We start from the raw sequence: 17,478 nt of genomic DNA, 5'->3' as shown, positions 1-17,478 counted from the left end.
CTGCCTTGTCCATGCGAGCGGCAATCGAGCGACTGTCCGGTCGTGCGTGACGAGGCGGCGTTCGGTCCCAAAGCTCTCCCACGGTTGTGGCCGGAGGGTGGGCGGGCGCCAACCGCCGCGCGCCGGGTGGGGTGGCCACCCCACCCGGCGCAGCCCCAATCTCAGCACATCACAGGGCCGCCTCCTAGATACAAGGGTGGCCCCCGGAGGGGGTCGGGTGAGGGGAGCGACGGTGCCGGAGGTGGCGCGCGGCACGCGCTGATGCGACCGTGCCGGAAGCCGGGCTCCCCTCTCCCGGCCCTCGCTCACGCGAGGGCCACCCTCCCCCGCAGAGGGGGGAGGGAGAGGCGCGCGGGCTCGACACGACGTGCGAATAGCGTAGCCCTTGTGTGGAGGAGAGGCCCGAAAGCCGCTCCGTTGCATTTAGTAGACAACCGGTCTACTAGAAAAACATGACGTCCGAATCGACGCTGCACGCATTGCCCCGGCGGCGGGGCCGACCGCCGCGGATCGAGCCCGGCTACGGGACCTCGCGGGAGGCGCTGATCCGGGCCGGCGTCGCGGCCCTTTCGGAGAAGGGGTACTCGGCCACCGGGCTGGAGGAGGTGCTGCGCAGCGCGGGCGTGCCGAAGGGGTCGTTCTACCACTACTTCCCGAGCAAGGACGCGTTCGGCGCCGAGTTGATCGACACCTACGCCGCCTACTTCGCGCGCAAGCTCGACCGGTGGCTGCTCGACGAGGGCGCGGCGCCGCTCCAGCGGCTGAGGAACTTCGTCGCCGACGCGCGGGCGGGCATGGCGCGGTTCGAATTCCGGCGCGGCTGCGTCGTCGGCAATCTCGGCCAGGAGATGAGCGCCCTGCCGGAGGCGTTCCGGGAGCGCCTGCACGGCGTGCTGCTCGACTGGCAGGCCCGGACCGAGCGCTGCCTGGCGGAGGCGCGGGCCGCCGGGGCGATCGCGCCGGAGGCCGACTGCGCCGCGCTCGCGGCCGTCTTCTGGATCGGCTGGGAGGGCGCGGTCCTGCGCGCCAAGCTGGAGCGCAGCGCAGCGCCGCTCGACCTGTTCACCGACCACTTCCTGGCCAGCCTCGCGCGCTGAGCCCCCGCTGACCCCCCTCGACGGAGTGCAACGCATGTTCAAGGCGATCCTGATCGAGAAGGACGAGGCCGGATACCGCGCCGGCCTGCGCGAGATCGACGAGGCGCGGCTGCCCGCGGGCGACGTCACCGTGGAGGTCAGCCACTCGACGCTGAACTACAAGGACGGACTGGCGATCACCGGCAAGGGTCCGGTGGTGCGGTCGTTCCCGATGGTGCCGGGCATCGACCTCGCCGGGGTGGTGCGCGACTCCCAGCACCCCGATTACCGCGCCGGCGACCGGGTGATCCTCAACGGCTGGGGCGTCGGCGAGACCCACTGGGGCGGCCTCGCAGGGGTCGCGCGCCTGAAGGGCGACTGGCTGGTGCCGCTGCCCGACGCGTTCACCCCCCGGCAGGCGATGGCGATCGGCACCGCCGGCTACACCGCCATGCTGTGCGTGATGGCCCTCGAACGCCACGGGGTCGGTCCGGACACGGGCGAGGTCGTCGTCACCGGCGCGGCCGGCGGCGTCGGCAGCACGGCGGTCGCCCTGCTGTCGGGGCTCGGCTACACCGTCGCGGCGGTCAGCGGGCGGCCGGAGGAGGCCGACTACCTGCGCGGCCTCGGCGCGGCCGAGATCCTCGACCGGGCCGCGTTCTCGGAGCCCGGCCGGCCGCTCGCCCGGGAGCGCTGGGCCGGCGCCGTCGACGTGGTCGGCAGCCACACCCTGGCCAACGTCTGCGCCGCCGCGAAGTACCGCGGCGTGGTGACCGCCTGCGGCCTCGCCCAGGGCATGGACCTGCCCGCGAGCGTCGCCCCCTTCATCCTGCGCGGCGTCAGCCTGATCGGCATCGACAGCGTGATGTGTCCGCGCCCCGAGCGCGTGGCGGCCTGGAACCGGCTGGCGCGCGACCTCGACCCGGTCAAGCTCGACGCGATGACGAGCGAGATCGGCCTGACCGAGGTGGTCGCCACCGCCGACCGGCTGATGGCGGGCCGCGTGCGCGGCCGGGTGATCGTCGACGTCAACCGGTGATCGCGCGCGGCGCGGCGGCATCGGCCCAGGACGAAGTACAGGTTCAAGCGACATGATCTGACGAGAGTCGATACGCAGCGATCGAGCCGACGGACAAAAAAATCGGCCGGTCACAACCCCGGAGGAACGACCATGAAGCGTGTGTTTGCGCTCGCGATGCTGTTCGGCGGCCTGGGTGGCGCGCAGGCCGACCCGCTCCCGACCTTTCGGATCGGCGTGCTGAACGACCAGTCCGGCCTCTACGCCGACATCGCCGGTCCCGGCTCGGTCGAGGCGGCGCGCATGGCGGTCGAGGACTTCAAGCCGGAGACGAAGGGCTTCCGGGTCGAGGTCCTCGCGGCCGACCACCAGAACAAGCCCGACATCGGCGCGGCCATCGCCCGGCGGTGGTTCGACGTCGATCAGGTCGACGCCATCGTCGACGTGCCGACCTCCTCCGTCGCGCTCGCCGTGTCGAACATCGCCAGCGAGAAGGACCGGGCGTTCCTGATCGCCAGCGCCGGCTCCTCGGACCTCACCGGCAAGCACTGCACGCGCACCAACGTCCACTGGACCTACGACACCTGGGCGCTCGGCAACAGCACCGCCCGCGCGGTGATCCGGCAGGGCGGCAAGTCCTGGTACTTCCTGACCACGGACTACGCCTTCGGCCACGCCCTGGAGCGCGACGCCACCGAGGCCGTGACCAAGGCGGGCGGCAAGTCCCTCGGCCACGTGCTGGCGCCGTTCCAGAGCACCGACTTCTCCTCCTACCTGCTCCAGGCCCAGGGCAGCGGCGCGCAGGTCGTCGCCCTGGCCAATTCCGGCGGCGACACCATCAACGCCATCAAGCAGGCCTCGGAATTCGGCCTGACCGACGGCGGCAGCCAGAAGCTCGTGGCGCTGCTCGCCTTCATCTCCGACATCCACTCGCTCGGCCTGAAGGTCGCCCACGGCCTGACGCTCACCGAGGCGTTCTACTGGGACCTCAACGACGGCACGCGGGCTTGGTCGAAGCGGTTCGCGGCGCGCAACGGCGGCCGCTACCCGACGATGAACCAGGCGGGCGTCTACGCCGCGATGCTGCACTGGATGAAGGCCATCGCCGCCAGCGACAAGGACAAGGCGCATCGCGGCACCGAGATCGTCGGGCAGATGAAGGCGATGCCGACCGACGACCCGCTGTTCGGCAAGGGCTCGATCCGGGCGGACGGGCGCACCATCCACGACCTCTACCTGTTCGAGGTGAAGAGCCCGGCGGAGTCGAAGGGCGCTTACGACTACTACAAGCTCGTCGACACGATCCCCGGCGATCAGGCGTTCCGGCCGATCGCCGACGGCGGCTGCCCGCTCGGCGCCATCACGGCGGCCAAGTAGGGCCCTCCGGCCATGGCGCCCCGTCACGCCGGACCGGGCGGATCCGCCGCCGCCGAAGGGACCGGAGCCAAGCGGACCGCGATCGCGCTGCTGCTGCTCAGCGAGATCGCCGCCATGGCCACGTGGTTCGCGACCACGGCCTCCGTGGGCGCGATCCGCACGCAGTGGTCGCTGAGCCCGTTCCAGGAGGCGCTGCTGACCAACAGCGTGCAGGCGGGCTTCGTCGCCGGCACCCTGGTGAGCGCGCTGCTCGGGCTCGCCGACCGGTTCGACCTGCGCCGGCTGTTCGGCGGCTGCGCGGCGGTGGCGGGCCTTTCGAACCTCGCGATGCTGGCCTTCGAGCCGACCTCGCCCGCAGTGCCGGTGCTGCGCTTCGTGACGGGGGCGTGCATGGCCGGGGTCTACCCGGTCGGCATGAAGATCGCCGCGACCTGGGCGGTGGGCGACCTGGGGCTGCTGATCGGCCTCTTGGTCGGCGCGCTCACCCTCGGCTCCGCCCTCCCCCACCTCGTGGCCGCCTTCGGGCAGGTCGACTGGCACCTGCCGGTCCTGGCGGCGGCTCTGGGCGCGCTCCTGTCGGCCGCCCTGATCGGCCTCGTCCGGCTCGGCCCGGTGACCTCGGCCGTGCCGCCGCCGAGCCTGCGGAACGCCCTGGAGGCGTGGCGCAACCGCGGCGTGCGGCTGGCCAACCTCGGCTACCTCGGCCACATGTGGGAACTCTACGCGATGTGGGCGTGGATCGGCGCCTTCATGGCGGCGAGCTTCCGCGAGCATTACGGCAACGCGCCCCCGTTCCCGCCGGAACTCGCCGCGTTCTGCGTCGTCGCGGCGGGCGCGTTCGGGGCCATGCTCGGCGGCTGGGCGGCCGACCGGTTCGGCCGCACCCTGGTCACCGGCGCCTCGATGCTCGCCAGCGGCTGCTGCGCGGTCGGGATCGGCTTCCTGTTCGGCGGGCCGGCCTGGGCGGTGCTGTCGGTCGGCGTCCTGTGGGGCGTGGTGGTGATCGCCGATTCGGCGCAGTTCTCGGCGGCGGTCAGCGAACTCAGCGACCGGCGCCTCGTCGGCACCATGCTGACGGTGCAGACCTGCGTCGGGTTCCTGCTGACGCTGGTCAGCATCCAGCTCATCGCCTTCGCCGGGACCCATCTCGGCTGGCGCTTCGCCTTCGCCCTGCTCGCGGTCGGACCCTTCCTCGGGCTGATCTCGATGCTGCGGCTGCGGCGCCTGCCCGAGGCCCGGCGCCTGGCCGGAGGACGCAAATGACAGCGCGGAGGACGCCGCCGGTGGACTTCACCACGATCACCTACGAGACCATCGCCGGCGAATCGTTCGCCCCCGTCGCCCGGATCACGCTGAACCGTCCGGAGCGCACCAACGCGATCAGCGCGACCATGCTCGACGAGCTGGCGCGGGCGATGGACGCGGCCGAGGCCGACGCGGCGGTGCGCGCCGTGATCGTGCGCGGGGCGGGCACCGCCTTCTCCTCGGGCTTCGACCTCAAGGACCAGATGGCGCTGCGCCCCGAGGGCGTGAGCCAGTGGCGCCCGATCCTGCGCAAGGATTTCGACGTGCCGATGCGGTTCTGGCACTGCCCGAAGCCGACCGTCGCGGCGGTGCGGGGGCCGTGCCTCGCGGGCGCCTGCGAGCTGGCGCTGGCCTGCGACCTGACGGTCGCGGCCGACGACGCCTTCTTCGGCGAGCCGGAGCTGAAGTTCGGCGCCGGCATCGTGGTGATGCTCCTGCCCTGGATCGTCGGGCCGAAGATCGCCAAGGAGATCATCCTGACGGGCGAGGACCGTGTCCCGGCCCGGCGCGCCTACGAGATCGGCATGGTCAACCGGGTGGTGCCCGCGGCCGACCTCGACGCCGCCGCGCTCCGCCTCGCCCGGCACATCGCGGCGATCGACCCGAACCTCGTCAAGGAGACCAAGCGGGCGATCAACCGGCAGATCGAGGCGCGCGGCATGCTGGAGGCCCTGGAGACGGCCCTCGACATCGACCTGCTGATCGAGGGCGAGGGCTCCCCGGACAAGCGGGCCTTCATGGACATAGCCCGGTCGCAGGGCCTGAAGGCGGCGCTGGCGTGGCGCGACTCCCGCTTCCCGGGAGCCGACGCGTGACGGGGGCGCTCGCGGCGCTCCTGCGGGACGGCCTCGCCCGCCCCGGCAGCCGGGTGGACGAGGTCTCGGGCCCGGGCCTGTCCGGCCCCGAGCTGGCCGCCCACGGGGAGCTGGTCGCCGGGGTGCTGGCCGCGGCCGGCGTGCGCCGGCACGAGCCGGTCCACGTGGCGATCGGCAACCGCGCGGCCGATCTCGGCACGCTGCTCGGCGTCTGGATGGCGGGGGCGGTCGCGGTGCCGGTCCACCTGTCCGCGGCGCCGCTCACGCGGGCGGCCGTCGAGCGGGCGACCGGGGCCCGCTTCCGCCTCGACGGCCACGCCCTCGACGGGATCGCCACCCACGGGATCGCGATCAGGCCCCCGCCGGACCGCCCGCTGCTCGACGGGGCGGCGCTGGTGGTCTTCACCTCCGGGAGCACCGGCGCGCCGAAGGGCGTGGTGCTCGGGCACGACGCCCTGGCGCGCAAGCTCGCGTTCCTCGACCGGCTGCTCTCGTTCCGCCCGGACGACGTCGTCGCGGTGCCGCTCCAGTTGACCTTCATCTTCGGGATCTGGGCCAGCCTGCTGGCGATCCGCTCCGGCGCGCGGCTCGTCCTCGTCCAGAAATTCGCCCCCGCGACCCTGGCGAGCCTGCTGGCGGAGGCGAGCGTGCTCGCCGCGGTGCCGACCATGCTGCGGGCGCTCCTCGCCGACGGCGGCCCGGCCGCCCCGCGCCTGCGCGCGGTGCTGACCGGCGGCGAGGCGCTGAGCCCGGCGCTCGCCCAGGCCGTCGCCCGCTCCTGGCCCGGGGCCGACCTCGTCGACCTCTACGGCTCGACGGAGACCGGCTCCTGCGACTTCTGCCACCGGCCGGGGCAGACGGGACAGGCGGCCGCGCTCGGCGCCCCGACCGAGGGGGTGGACTTCCGCATCGCCCGGGACGACGGCGCGGAGGCCGGGCCGGGCGAGGCCGGCGAGCTGCGGATCCGCACCGCCTGCGGCATGCTCGGCTACCTCGACGATCCCGGCCTGACCCGGGCCGCGTTCGAGGCCGGCTTCTTCCGGACCGGCGACCTCGTGCGGCGCGACGGCGACGGCCGGATCGAACTCGTCGGGCGCTCGAAGGAGATCATCGCGCGCGGCGGCAACAAGATCTCCCCGCTGGAGATCGAGAACGCCCTGTGCACGCACCCGCAGGTCGCGGCCGCGCTCTGCGCCGGCGTCGCCGACGACCGCCTCGGCGAGGCGATCCACGCGGTGGTCGTGCCGGCACCCGGCGCCGCGCCGACGGCGGACGACCTCCGGGCGTGGGTCTCGGCCCGGATCGAGCGCTACAAGGTGCCGGACGTGATCGTGTTCGGCGACGCGCTGCCCGCGGGCGCCACCGGCAAGGCCAGCCGCGCGATGGTCGCCGCCCTGACGCTCCGGCCGCGGACCGCGACCGCCTCCCTCGATCCGGGACGCGCGTGATCCCGGGCGCGCGTGATCCCTGGCGCGCGTGATCCCTGGCGCGCGTGAGGGCGGGGACCCGCCTCAGCGTTCCGAGGACGGGCTGCACCCGAAATGGGACCGGTAGCTCCGGGAGAAGTGGGCGGCGCTGGAGAAGCCGCAGGCGGCCGCGATCTCCCCGATCCGGAGCGGGCTCTGGCGCAGCAGGCGGCGGCCGTGGGCGAGGCGGACGGCCCGGTACTGGGCCGAGAAGCGCACGCCGCACCGCTCCAGGAACAGGCGATCGAGGTGGCGCTCGCTGACCGCGGCGAGGCGGGCCATCGCCCGGCGGCCGAGCGGCGCCTCGACGGTCTTCTCCATCGCTTCGAGCACGGTGAGCAGGGCCGGATGGTGGACGCCGTAGCGCTCGGCCGCAGAGGCGCGCTGCGGATCGTCCGCGGCGCCGACCGCGGTGTGGAGGAACCAGTCCAGCACGCGCCGCGCGAACGCCGTCCCCATGCGCTCGGCGATCAGGGCGTAGGCCATGTCGAGGGGGGCGACGCCGCCGCCGCAGGTCAGGCGGTCGGCGTCGGCGACGTAGCGCGCCCGCGTCAGCCGCGCCCCGGGGAAGGCCTCGACCGTGGCGCCGGCATACTCCCAGTGGAGCGTGAACGGGCGTTCCGCCAGCAGGCCCGCGGCCGCCATCAGGTAGGGACCGCCGGAGATGCCGCCGACCCGGACGCCGTACCGGGCCATGCGCCGCAGCGCCGCGTGGATCGCCGGCCGGTCCCACCCGGTCGGCTCGCCGCCCGCGCAGACGAACACGGTGTGCAGGTCCCCGCGCTCGCGGGGCAGGTCCTCGGTCGGGACCTCGGTTCCGGAGGACGACGCGACCCGGCCCCCGCGCGCGCCCTCGCCCTCGTCCTCGCCCTCGCCGAAGTAGCGCAACCGGTAGAGGGTGCGTCCGGCCAGATCGTTGGCCGCCCGGAACGGCTCGCAGGCGGAGGCGAACGACATCAGCGCGAAGCCGGGGACGAGGATGAAGCCGATCTCCTGCGGCCGATCCCCCGGCCCCGGGCGGGCCGCGTCCGGCATCTGCGCGCGCGCATCGCTCATGGGTGCACTTGGCTCATACGGCTTCCGGCTGAAGGGTTCGGGATCGACCCTCTCCGTCTTTGCGAGCGGAGCGAAGCAATCCAGGGGCGCCACCGTCTCAAACCGCGCGCAGCCCTGGGTCGCTTCGCCTACGGCTCGCGATGACGGCGTGGGCCCGGATCACCGAACGGTTCACCCGGAAACGGTATCATCGGTCCACTTGGCTCATCGGTGCAAGAAACCGTCTGCTGGGATCAAGCGCAACCGCGGGAGCGCGTCATTCTGGGGGCCGCGACCACGGTGCACGATCGTTTCGGTGTCCAGCCCGGCACTCCCGACCAACCCCCTCATCCTGAGGCGCCCGCGCGAAGCGGAGGCCTCAGGATGAGGGGGCGGGCGGGACCAGCCGATCCGGACGCCGCACGGACGTGCACCGTCTTCCGCGACACCACGCTGCCCGAGATCGCCCCAGGATGCCCGGCCCCGCCCTCCCCCCATCGTCCGCGGACGCCTCCCGTCGCCGCGCCGCACCGGAGCGTGGGCAATGAGCCGCCGGTTCGACGTCGCGGTCCTGGGCCTCGGGGCGATGGGGAGCGCCGCCCTCTACCAGTTGGCCAAGCGCGGGGCCGCGGTGGTCGGGCTCGACCGGTTCGCGCCGCCGCACGCGCTCGGGTCGAGCCACGGCGAGACGCGGATCACCCGCCAGGCCGTCGGCGAGGGCAGCGACTACGTCCCGTTCGTCACCGCCTCGCACCGGATCTGGCGCGCGCTGGAGGCGGAGACCGGCGAGACCCTGCTGAACGCCTGCGGCGCCCTCGTCATGGCCCCGGGCCACGGCGTCTCGTCCCATCACGGCAAGCCGGACTTCGTCGGCCGCTCGATCGCGGCGGCGGAGGGCGCCGGGATCGCGCACGCGGTGCTCGACGGCGCCGAGGTCGCCCGCCGCTTCCCGCAATTCCTCAACCTCGCGGGCGACGAGAAGGCCTATTACGAGCCCGGCGGCGGCTACGTGTTCCCGGAGCGCTGCCTCGCGGCGCAGTTGCGCGGCGCGGCCGCTTCCGAGGCGGAGATCCGCACCGGCTGCGCGGTCGCCGACCTGCGCCAGGACGGGGACGGCATCCGCATCGAGACGGCGGACGGCCCGATCCTGGCCGACCGCGCCGTGGTCGCCGCGGGCGCCTGGACCGCCCCGCTGCTCGGCAGTCCGTTCGACCGGCTGCTCACCGTCCGGCGCCAGCTCCTGCACTGGTACGCCCTGGCCGACGACACCGCCTACGGGCCGGACGCGCCGGTCTTCATCTGGATGTACGGGACGACCGACACGGACTACCTCTACGGCTTCCCGCCGATGCCGGGGGACCGCTCGATCAAGGTCGCCACCGAGCAGTACAGCACCGCCACCACCGCCGACGGGGTCGAGCGCCGCGTCGACCCGTCGGAATCCGACGCGATGTACCGGCTGCGGGTCGAGAACCGGCTGGCCGGCGCGACGCCCGAGGTCGTGCGGGCGGCGGCCTGCGTCTACACGGTCACCCCCGACCGCGGCTTCATCATCGACCGGCACCCCGGGATGGACCGGGTGCTCGTGGTCTCCGCCTGCTCCGGGCACGGCTTCAAGCACTCGGCCGGCATCGGCGAGGCGGTCGCCGCGGAGCTGGCGGGCGGGGCCGGCCGCGTCGACCTCGCCCCGTTCGCCCTCGCACGCTTCGGTTGACGCGCCGGCCGATGGCTCGTGGCTTGCTTGAAACCGTGCCACCATCAGCGCACCCGAGATCAGCCCTCCCGCGCAGGAGCGACCCGATGCGACCCACGATCCGAACCTTCCTGGCCACCGGCGCGCTGGCCGCGCTCGCGGCGATCCCGACCCTCGCGTGGCCCGGCCGGGCGGAGGCCGCCGACGGGGTCGACGCGATCAAGAAGCGCGGGACGCTGATCGTCGGCGTGAAGGCGGACTACAAGCCGTTCGGCTTCCGCGACCCGAGCGGCGCGATCATCGGGTTGGAGCCCGACCTCGCCGCCGATCTCGCCAAGCGGCTCGGCGTGAAGCTCGAACTGGTGCCGGTGGTCTCGGCCAACCGGATCGAGTTCCTGCAACAGGGCAAGGTCGACCTGCTGATCGCCACGCTGTCCGACAAGCCGGAGCGCCGCCGCGTGGTGCAGGCCATCGACCCGCAATACTATTCCGACTTCGTCAACGTGATGCTGCCGAAGTCCTCCGGCATCACCGACTGGGCGCAGCTCAAGGGCAAGCCGCTCTGCGCGACCTCGGGGGCGTGGTACAACAAGGACGTCGCGCGGACCTACGGGGCGGAGATCGTCGCCTTCGACGGCTCCGAGAAGCCGCTGTTCGCGCTCAAGCAGGGCAACTGCCTCGGCTACGTCTACGACCAGAGCATGCTCCAGGGTAAGCTGCTCGACGACGACTGGAAGGCCAACTACGCGCTGCCGCTGAAGGGCATCCTCGACGCGCCCTGGATGATGGCGGTGGCGCAGGGCAACACCACGCTCCAGACGGTGGTCGAGGACGCGACGAAGGACTGGATGAAGACCGGCTTCATCGTCGACGAGGAGAGGAAGTGGGGCATCGAGCCGACCGCCTACTCGAAGGCGATGCACGAGAAGTACAAGAACGCGACCAACTGATGCGCGCGCTCGCGACGAGCCGGGGTGATCGCCCGCGATGATCGAGGCGGTCCAGGCGTGGTTCCAGCGTCTCTACGAGACCACGGGCTTCAACTTCACGGTCTTCTACGACCCCTACGACTGGGACCGCTACGTCGCCGGCCTGCGGATGACGCTGCTGCTCGCCCTGAGCACGATCCTGGCGAGCCTCGTGATCGGCGCGGTCGGGGCGCTCGTGCAGAGCGGCCCGTCGCGCCTCCTGCGGGGGCTGGTCAACGGCTTCGTGGTGGTGTTCCGCAACACGCCGCCGCTGGTGCAGATCTTCTTCTTCTACTTCGGCCTCGGCACGCTGCTGCCGGACGTGCGCACGGCGGACGGCCTGCGCGCGCCGATCCTCAACAACGTGCAGTGGGCAATCCTCTCGCTGTCGCTGTTCGCCGGGGCGTTCAACGTCGAGATCTTCCGCTCCGGGATCGAGGCGGTGCCCAAGACCACGATCGAGGCCGCCGAGGCGCTGGGCTACACCCGGTTCAAGGCCTACCGCCACGTCGTCCTGCCGCTGGCGCTGCGGGTGTGCCTGCCGGCGCTCAACAACAACCTGATCAATCTCCTGAAGACCACGACGCTCGCCTACGCCATCGCCGTCCCCGAGACGCTGTACGCGGTCAAGCAGATCTGGTCCGAGTCGCAGAACGTGCTGGAGATGATGCTCGTGCTGCTCGTGACCTACGCCTTCCTCGTCGGCGTGCTCGTGTGGATCATGCACCGCTGGGAGCGGGCGCTGCGCATCCCCGGATACGGCCGATGAGCGCCCCGGCCCCGAGCGATCTGCCCCCGTCCGGCCGGCCGGGCGACCTGCCGGTGCTGCTGCCGTTCGCGCTGGCCGACGCCCGCCCGGCGGCGCGCCTGCGCCCCGCCCACCTCTGGCTGCTGTGCGGCCTCGCGGTGATCGCCCTCCCGGCCTGGGCGCAGGGCGGGGCCGCAGTGCTGTCGCCGCTGGAGGTCGTGATCAAGTGGGCGCCGCTCCTGCTCACCGGCTTCGCCTTCAACGTCGCGATCTCGCTGATGGCGATGGCGATCGGCACCGCCGCGGGCGTCGGGCTCGGGCTCGCCATGCTGGCGGAGGGGCGGGTGCTGCCGCGCGTCGCGTGGTGCGTCACGCAGGTGTTCCGCAACCTGCCCTGGCTGGTGCTGCTGTTCTTCGTGATGTTCCTCGTGCCGTTCCAGGTCACGGTGTTCGGCGTGCGGGTGCCGCTGCCCGACTGGCTGAAGGCGACGTTCGGGTTCAGCCTGCCGGTGATGGCCAACGTCGCCGAGATCGTGCGCGGCGCGGTGCGCTCGGTGCCGGACACGCAGTGGGAGGCGGCCGAGTCCCTGGCCTTCAGCCGGCGGCAGACGATGTGGCGCATCATCCTGCCCCAGTGCGCCAAGCGGATGCTGCCGCCGTGGATGAACGTCTACGCGCTGATCGCGATGGCCACCGTGCAGGCCTCGATCGTCGGGGTGACCGAGATGCTGACGCTGACCGCGCAGGTCCACGCGGCCGAGGGCGGGCGCCCGGAGCTGTTCGCCCCGCTCTACGGCTTCGCACTGCTGTGCTTCTTCCTCTACTGCTACCCGATCGACCGGTTCACCGCCGCCCTGGAACGCCGCTTCGAGACCCGTTGACAGCATGACGCGCGCGACCACCGCCGGAACCCCGTCCGCGGGCTGGACGCCCGATCAGCCGATCGTCCGCCTCGTCGACGTGCACAAGGCGTTCGGGACCTTCGAGGTCCTGAAGGGGATCAGCTTCGACGTGCGCAAGGGCGAGGTGATCTGCATCATCGGCCCCTCGGGCTCCGGCAAGTCGACGCTGATCCGCTGCGTCAACGCGCTGGTGCCGGTCACCGCGGGCACGATCCAGGTCGAGGGCATCACGGTCACCGATCCGCGGCTCGACAAGCTGGCGCTGCGCCGCAAGGTCGGGATGGTGTTCCAGCAGTACAACCTGTTCCCGCACAAGACCGCGCTCCAGAACGTGATGATGGCCCCGCTCCACGTCCTCGGCCAGGACCGGCGCGAGGTCGAGGCCCGGGCGCGCGCGCTGCTGGCCAAGGTCCGGCTGGCCGGCAAGGAGGGCGCCTATCCCGGCGAGTTGTCCGGCGGCCAGCAGCAGCGCGTGGCCATCGCCCGCTCGCTGGCGATGCGGCCCGACGTGATGCTGTTCGACGAGGTCACCGCCGCGCTGGACCCGGAGACGGTCAAGGAGGTGCTGGTCACGATCCGCGAACTCGCCGAGGAGGGCATGACCTGCATGCTCGTGACCCACGAGATGAACTTCGCCCGCGACGTGGCCGACCACATCTACTTCACCGACCGCGGGGTGATCGTCGAGCACGGGCCGCCCGCGACCTTCTTCGCGTCCGCGCAGGACGCGCGCACCCGCCGGTTCCTCTCGCAGGTTCTCTGACGATCCCTCGGGACGGGCCCTGGAACGCGAGGTTGGAATGCGGCCGTGGTCGACGGCCTATCGGCTCCCGTGTCTTTCGGACAGCGCCTCGATCGCGTCGCAGGCGGTGATCACGCCGTCATCGCCTGCCATGCGCGTCCGCGCCGTCGCGCAGGCGGCCGCGACCGCCGGATCCGTCGTGAGACGCGCGAGGGCGCGCTCCGCCCGGCCCGCCGTGAACCGGCGGCGCGACAGCGCCGTACCGACCCCGAGGCGCGTCACGCGCTGCGCCTCGTCGAAGTGGTCGAGGGCGACCGGCACGATCAGTTGCGGCACCCCCGCCGCCAGCGCCCGGGCCACCGTGCCCACGCCCCCGTGATGGACCAGGGCGGCGCAGCGCGGCAGCAGCAGGCTCAGCGGCGCGTAAGCGGTCCGGATCATCCCGGGCGGCAGGTCTTCGGCGACCTGCCCGTCCTGCGGGGCGAGCAGCACCCCGCGCCGGCCCGTGCGCCGGCACAGCCGGACGGCCGTGTCGAAGAAGGGACCGGCCTGGCGCATGCCCGAGCCGTAGGTGAACGCGAGCGGCGGTTCCCCGGCCTCCAGGAACGCGGCGAGATCGTCGGGCAGGGTGGCCGCCTCGCCGAAGCGGTCCGCGACCGGGAAGCCGACCTGCACGGCGTTGGCCGGCCAGTCCGGCTGCGGCGGCGCGTACCAGTCGGGGAACATCAGCACGACGCGCGTGCCGAGGTTCCACCAGTGGCGCAGGCGGCGGACCGGGGGCAGCCCGAGTTCGGCGCGCAGCGCGTTCAGGCTCGGCAGCGCGGCCGGCCCGATCACGTACCGGTCGGCGAACCGCCCGATCCGGTGCACCAGCCACGCCGGCAGCAGCCCGGACAGCGGAACCGCGGGCAGCACGGGCGGGGCGTGACGGCTCTCGACCATGACCGGCATGACGTGGACGGTGGCGAGCGGCAGCCCGAGCTTGTCCTGCGCCACGCGCGCGCCGAGCCCCAGGGTCGACGCGACCACGATGCCGGACCCGGGCCGCGCGGTCTGCGCGAGCCAGCGGTAGGTCGGCTCGATCATCGCCGCGTAGTACCGGAAGCCGGCCGCCACACCCCGCCGCGGGTGCCACAGGTCGGGCTCGGCGTTGTGCCGGTCGTAGTCCTGCGCCGTGCCGAGCGGGTGGAAGGCGAGGCCCGCGCGCCCGGCCAGCGCCGCGAACGGCGCGGGCGCGGCGAGGGTGACGCCGTGCCCTCTCCGGCTCAGCTCGGCGCCCAGCGCGATGAACGGCAGCACGTCGCCGTGCGAGCCGAGCGCGACGAGACGGATATCCAGGCCCGGACCATCCATGCGCCGACCAGCCATGCGCGGAGCTATGGCAGGGGCGGCGCGCGCCGCGGCCCGAGGGCGGTCAAGCCCTCGACGGCGTCGCAGGCCCGGGCGAGCGCGTCGTCCGCCGCCAGCCGCACCTTCGCCCGCGCGCAGGCCCGCGCCACATCCGGATCGCCCAGCAGGCGCTCCAGCACCCGCGCGACGCGGTCGGCCCGGAACGCCCGGCGGCCGAGCACGGCGCCGAGGCCGCTGCGGCTCAGGCGGTGCCCGTCGTCGAAATGGTTGAACGCGACCGGGACCACGAGCTGCGGCACCCCCGCCGCCAGGGCTTGCGCGACCGTGCCGATGCCGCCGTGGTGGACGAGCGCCGCGCAGCGCGGCAGCAGCGCGCTGAGCGGCGCGTAGGGGACGTGGAGGATCCCCGGCGGCAGGTCGGCCGGAATCTGGCCGTCCTGCGCGGCGAGCAGCACCCCGCGCCGGCCCATCGCCCGGCACACCGCCACCGCCGTCTCGAAGAACGCCACGCTCGCGCGCATCGCCGAGCCGTAGGTGAACACGAGCGGCGGCGGGCCCGCGTCGAGGAAGGCGGCGAGACCCGGCGGCAGCTCGCCTGCGTCGCCGAACCGGTCGGCCAGGGCGAAGCCGAGCTGCACCGCCTGCTCCGGCCAGTCGGCCGCCCGCGGCGCGTACCAGTCCGGGAACATCAGCAGGAGCCGGTCCGGGCTGTTCCACCAGTGCCGCAGCCGCCGGACCGGCGGCAGCCCGAAGCGCGCGCGCAGGGCGTTCAGCGGCGGCAGCGCCACGGGATGGGCCGCGAAGGTGTCGACGCCGTAGCGCACGTAGGGCCGCGTCCACCGGGGCAGCGCGTGCAGCAGCGCCCCGCCGGGCAGGCGCGGCGGGTCGATCGCGCTCTCGATCAGGAACGGCATCACGTGCAGCGTCGCGGTCGGCAGGCCGTAGAGATCCTGCGCGATCCGCGCCCCCCAGGCCAGCGGCGAGGCGACCACGACCACCCCCGGCGCCCGCGCCCGGAGCGCGCCGAGCCACAGGCAGGCGGTCTCGGCCACGGCGGCGGCGTAGGCGAACACCGCCCGGAAGCCGCTGCGCGCCTGCCAGAGCCCGGGCTGCCGGATGAAGGTTTCGTAGTCGGCGACCGTGCCGAGCGGCTGGAAGGCGAGGCCGGCGCGGCGCACGATCGCTTCGAACGGGGCGGGCGCCGCGAGCGAGACGCCGTGGCCGCGGGCGGCGAGCGCGTGCCCCAGGGCCACGAGCGGCAGCACGTCGCCGTGCGTCCCGACCGCGAGCAGGGCGACGTCGATCCGCCGCTCCGCCCGGACCTCGGCGGCGGACGGGCGCTCGCGACCGTCATCGGCTGCGGCGGAGGCGGGCGCGTCGCCGGAGCCCGCGCGGCCGACGACCGCCCGCATCAGCGCGTCGACCCGCGCCTCGGTGAGCCGCGCGCCGACATAGGCCAGACCCGCCGCGGCGCAGGCGAGGTTCAGCCGCGCGTCGCCGTGCAGCGCCGCGATCGACCGGGCGAGGCCCGCGGGCGTCTCCGCCACGAGGCCGGCCAGCGGCTCGGGCAGGTCGAGCCCCTCGGCCGCCACGGGCGTGCACACGCACGGCACCCCCGCCGCGAGGCTGTCCAGCACCTTGCCCTTCGCCCCCGCCCCGTAGGCCAGCGGCGCCACCGTGAGCCGCACCCAGTCGAACACGGCGGCGAGGTCCGCGACCTGCCCGACCGCCTCGACGCCCGGCCGCGTGCCCGCGAGCGTCCGCAGGCTGTCCGGCATGCCGCTGCCGACCAGCAGGCACGGGATGTCGGCATCGTGTGCCGCGACCGCCGGCATCACCGCCTCGACCAGCCAGCGCGCCGCGTCGGCGTTGGGCGGGTGGCGGTAGTTGCCCAGGAATGCCAGCCCGCGCCGGGCGGCGAACGGGGTGAGCGTCGGGCGCGGCGGGATCGCCCAGGGCACGACGTGCACCCGCTCGGCCGGGATGTGCCGGCGCAGCAGCGCCGCCTCGTAGGTCGAGTGGGTGATCACCGCGTCCGCCATCCGCGCGGCGGTCAGCTCGACGAAGCGCAGGTGTTCGGCGTAGGCGGCGAGATCCGCCCGATCCTCGACCGCGGCGCGGCGGGCGGTGCGCAGGTGGCTCAGGTCGGCCACGCTGTAGACGAGCCGCGCGCGGTGCTGGGTGTCGCGCGCGAGCTGGCCGTAGCGCGCGGCGATCTCGCCGCGGTGCAGGTAGACCAGGGCGAAGGCGCCGGCGTGGCGGGCCAGCACCTCCTCGACCGAAGCGTACCAGGGGGACAGGCAGCAGGCGATGCCCTCCGCCTCCAGGGCGGCGGCGTCCCCGGCGAGGTCGATCGGCACGAAGGTCACCGCGTAGCCGATCCGACCCAGCGCGCGCATGTGCGACAGGATCACGTTCGAGCCGGCGTCGCGGTCCGGCGCCGGCATCGCCGCGTCGATCACCAGGGCGCGCGGCCGCGCGGGCACGGAGGCCAGCGCGGGCCGCGGTCCGGCGGCCGCGTCGTGGCCCCGGTCGGCGCGGGCTTGGCGCAGGTGCTGGGCCTGCTCCAGCAGGAAGGCGAGCCGCCGCGCGCCCTCCGCCGCGTCGACGGGCTCGGCCAGCGCCTGGGCCAGCCGGGCCCGCAGATCGGCGTCGAAGGCGGTGACGGGTTCGACGGTGCAGGGCGAGCCCGGCAGGGCGGCGCCGTCGCCCTCGCGGCGCAGGGCGAGCGTGCAGCGGGCGAGCGGCGGCAGCGCCCGCTCGGGGAAGGCGAAATCGAACCCGTGGCGGCCATGGCCGACGCCACCCTGCACGAGATCCTCGCGGGGCCGATCGGCGAGGCAGCGCCCGACCGGACGGCCGTCGACGGTGACGACGAGGCTGACGGGGGTGTCGGGCGCGTCCGCGTCGCGCGCCCAGCCGACGATTCCGCGGCGGGTCAGGCGATCGATGTTCCCCTGCAACGCCACGGACCGCCCCTCGC

14 protein-coding genes are annotated in these 17,478 nt (G+C 73.7%); 11 read left to right on the top strand and 3 right to left on the bottom strand.

Going from position 1 to position 17,478, the window contains the following annotated elements:
- Positions 1–452: 452 nt before the first annotated feature.
- The 6 genes from acuR to Q8W71_RS21700 all read left to right on the top strand — a co-directional run bounded on the left by acuR (position 453) and on the right by Q8W71_RS21700 (position 7,039).
- Entirely contained in the window at positions 453–1,097 is a 645-nt protein-coding gene (acuR, locus tag Q8W71_RS21725) for an acrylate utilization transcriptional regulator AcuR (RefSeq protein ID WP_305527491.1), read from the top strand.
- A 34-nt stretch (positions 1,098–1,131) separates the two neighbouring features.
- Entirely contained in the window at positions 1,132–2,115 is a 984-nt protein-coding gene (gene acuI / locus Q8W71_RS21720; RefSeq protein WP_305527490.1) for an acrylyl-CoA reductase (NADPH), read from the top strand.
- A 132-nt stretch (positions 2,116–2,247) separates the two neighbouring features.
- Positions 2,248–3,471: an ABC transporter substrate-binding protein gene (locus tag Q8W71_RS21715; protein WP_305527489.1), complete on the top strand. Its 1,224-nt coding sequence runs from the start codon at positions 2,248–2,250 to the stop codon at positions 3,469–3,471.
- 12 nt (positions 3,472–3,483) lie between these two features.
- Positions 3,484–4,734 carry an MFS transporter gene (locus Q8W71_RS21710; protein WP_305527488.1) on the top strand — a complete coding sequence of 417 codons (1,251 nt, stop codon included), beginning with the start codon at positions 3,484–3,486 and terminating at the stop codon, positions 4,732–4,734.
- Positions 4,731–5,591, top strand: a complete 861-nt coding sequence (locus tag Q8W71_RS21705) for an enoyl-CoA hydratase/isomerase family protein (RefSeq protein ID WP_305527487.1) — start codon at positions 4,731–4,733, stop codon at positions 5,589–5,591. Before Q8W71_RS21710 ends, Q8W71_RS21705 begins: the two co-directional genes overlap by 4 nt.
- Positions 5,588–7,039 carry a class I adenylate-forming enzyme family protein gene (locus Q8W71_RS21700; protein WP_305527486.1) on the top strand — a complete coding sequence of 484 codons (1,452 nt, stop codon included), beginning with the start codon at positions 5,588–5,590 and terminating at the stop codon, positions 7,037–7,039. Before Q8W71_RS21705 ends, Q8W71_RS21700 begins: the two co-directional genes overlap by 4 nt.
- Before the next feature lie 63 nt (positions 7,040–7,102).
- Here Q8W71_RS21700 and Q8W71_RS21695 read toward each other — a convergent pair whose 3' ends face one another.
- Positions 7,103–8,113: a GlxA family transcriptional regulator gene (locus Q8W71_RS21695; RefSeq protein WP_305527485.1), complete on the bottom strand. Its 1,011-nt coding sequence runs from the start codon at positions 8,111–8,113 to the stop codon at positions 7,103–7,105.
- Positions 8,114–8,636: 523 nt separating this feature from the next.
- Here Q8W71_RS21695 and solA point away from each other — a divergent pair.
- The 5 genes from solA (at position 8,637) to Q8W71_RS21670 (ending at position 13,166) form a co-directional block, all read left to right on the top strand.
- Positions 8,637–9,806 (top strand): N-methyl-L-tryptophan oxidase, encoded by a 1,170-nt coding sequence (gene solA, locus Q8W71_RS21690; RefSeq protein ID WP_305527484.1) that lies wholly within the window; start codon positions 8,637–8,639, stop codon positions 9,804–9,806.
- Positions 9,807–9,892: 86 nt separating this feature from the next.
- Positions 9,893–10,735, top strand: a complete 843-nt coding sequence (locus Q8W71_RS21685; RefSeq protein WP_305527483.1) for a transporter substrate-binding domain-containing protein — start codon at positions 9,893–9,895, stop codon at positions 10,733–10,735.
- Between the two features lie 37 nt (positions 10,736–10,772).
- Positions 10,773–11,522: an amino acid ABC transporter permease gene (locus Q8W71_RS21680; RefSeq protein WP_305527482.1), complete on the top strand. Its 750-nt coding sequence runs from the start codon at positions 10,773–10,775 to the stop codon at positions 11,520–11,522.
- Positions 11,519–12,382, top strand: coding sequence for an amino acid ABC transporter permease (locus tag Q8W71_RS21675; RefSeq protein ID WP_305527481.1), 864 nt, complete (start codon positions 11,519–11,521; stop codon positions 12,380–12,382). Before Q8W71_RS21680 ends, Q8W71_RS21675 begins: the two co-directional genes overlap by 4 nt.
- Positions 12,383–12,386: 4 nt before the next feature.
- Complete coding sequence (locus tag Q8W71_RS21670) at positions 12,387–13,166, top strand: amino acid ABC transporter ATP-binding protein (RefSeq protein ID WP_305527480.1); 780 nt, start codon at positions 12,387–12,389, stop codon at positions 13,164–13,166.
- A 57-nt stretch (positions 13,167–13,223) separates the two neighbouring features.
- Here Q8W71_RS21670 and Q8W71_RS21665 read toward each other — a convergent pair whose 3' ends face one another.
- Entirely contained in the window at positions 13,224–14,483 is a 1,260-nt protein-coding gene (locus Q8W71_RS21665; RefSeq protein WP_305527495.1) for a nucleotide disphospho-sugar-binding domain-containing protein, read from the bottom strand.
- Between the two features lie 38 nt (positions 14,484–14,521).
- Positions 14,522–17,464 (bottom strand): nucleotide disphospho-sugar-binding domain-containing protein, encoded by a 2,943-nt coding sequence (locus tag Q8W71_RS32950; protein ID WP_370875492.1) that lies wholly within the window; start codon positions 17,462–17,464, stop codon positions 14,522–14,524.
- Positions 17,465–17,478 lie beyond the last annotated feature (14 nt).

The sequence above is a fragment of the Methylobacterium amylolyticum genome (assembly GCF_030700245.1).
Lineage (GTDB): Bacteria > Pseudomonadota > Alphaproteobacteria > Rhizobiales > Beijerinckiaceae > Methylobacterium.
Note: the sequence above shows the minus strand (reverse complement) of the source record. Positions and strands in the feature narration are given on the sequence as shown.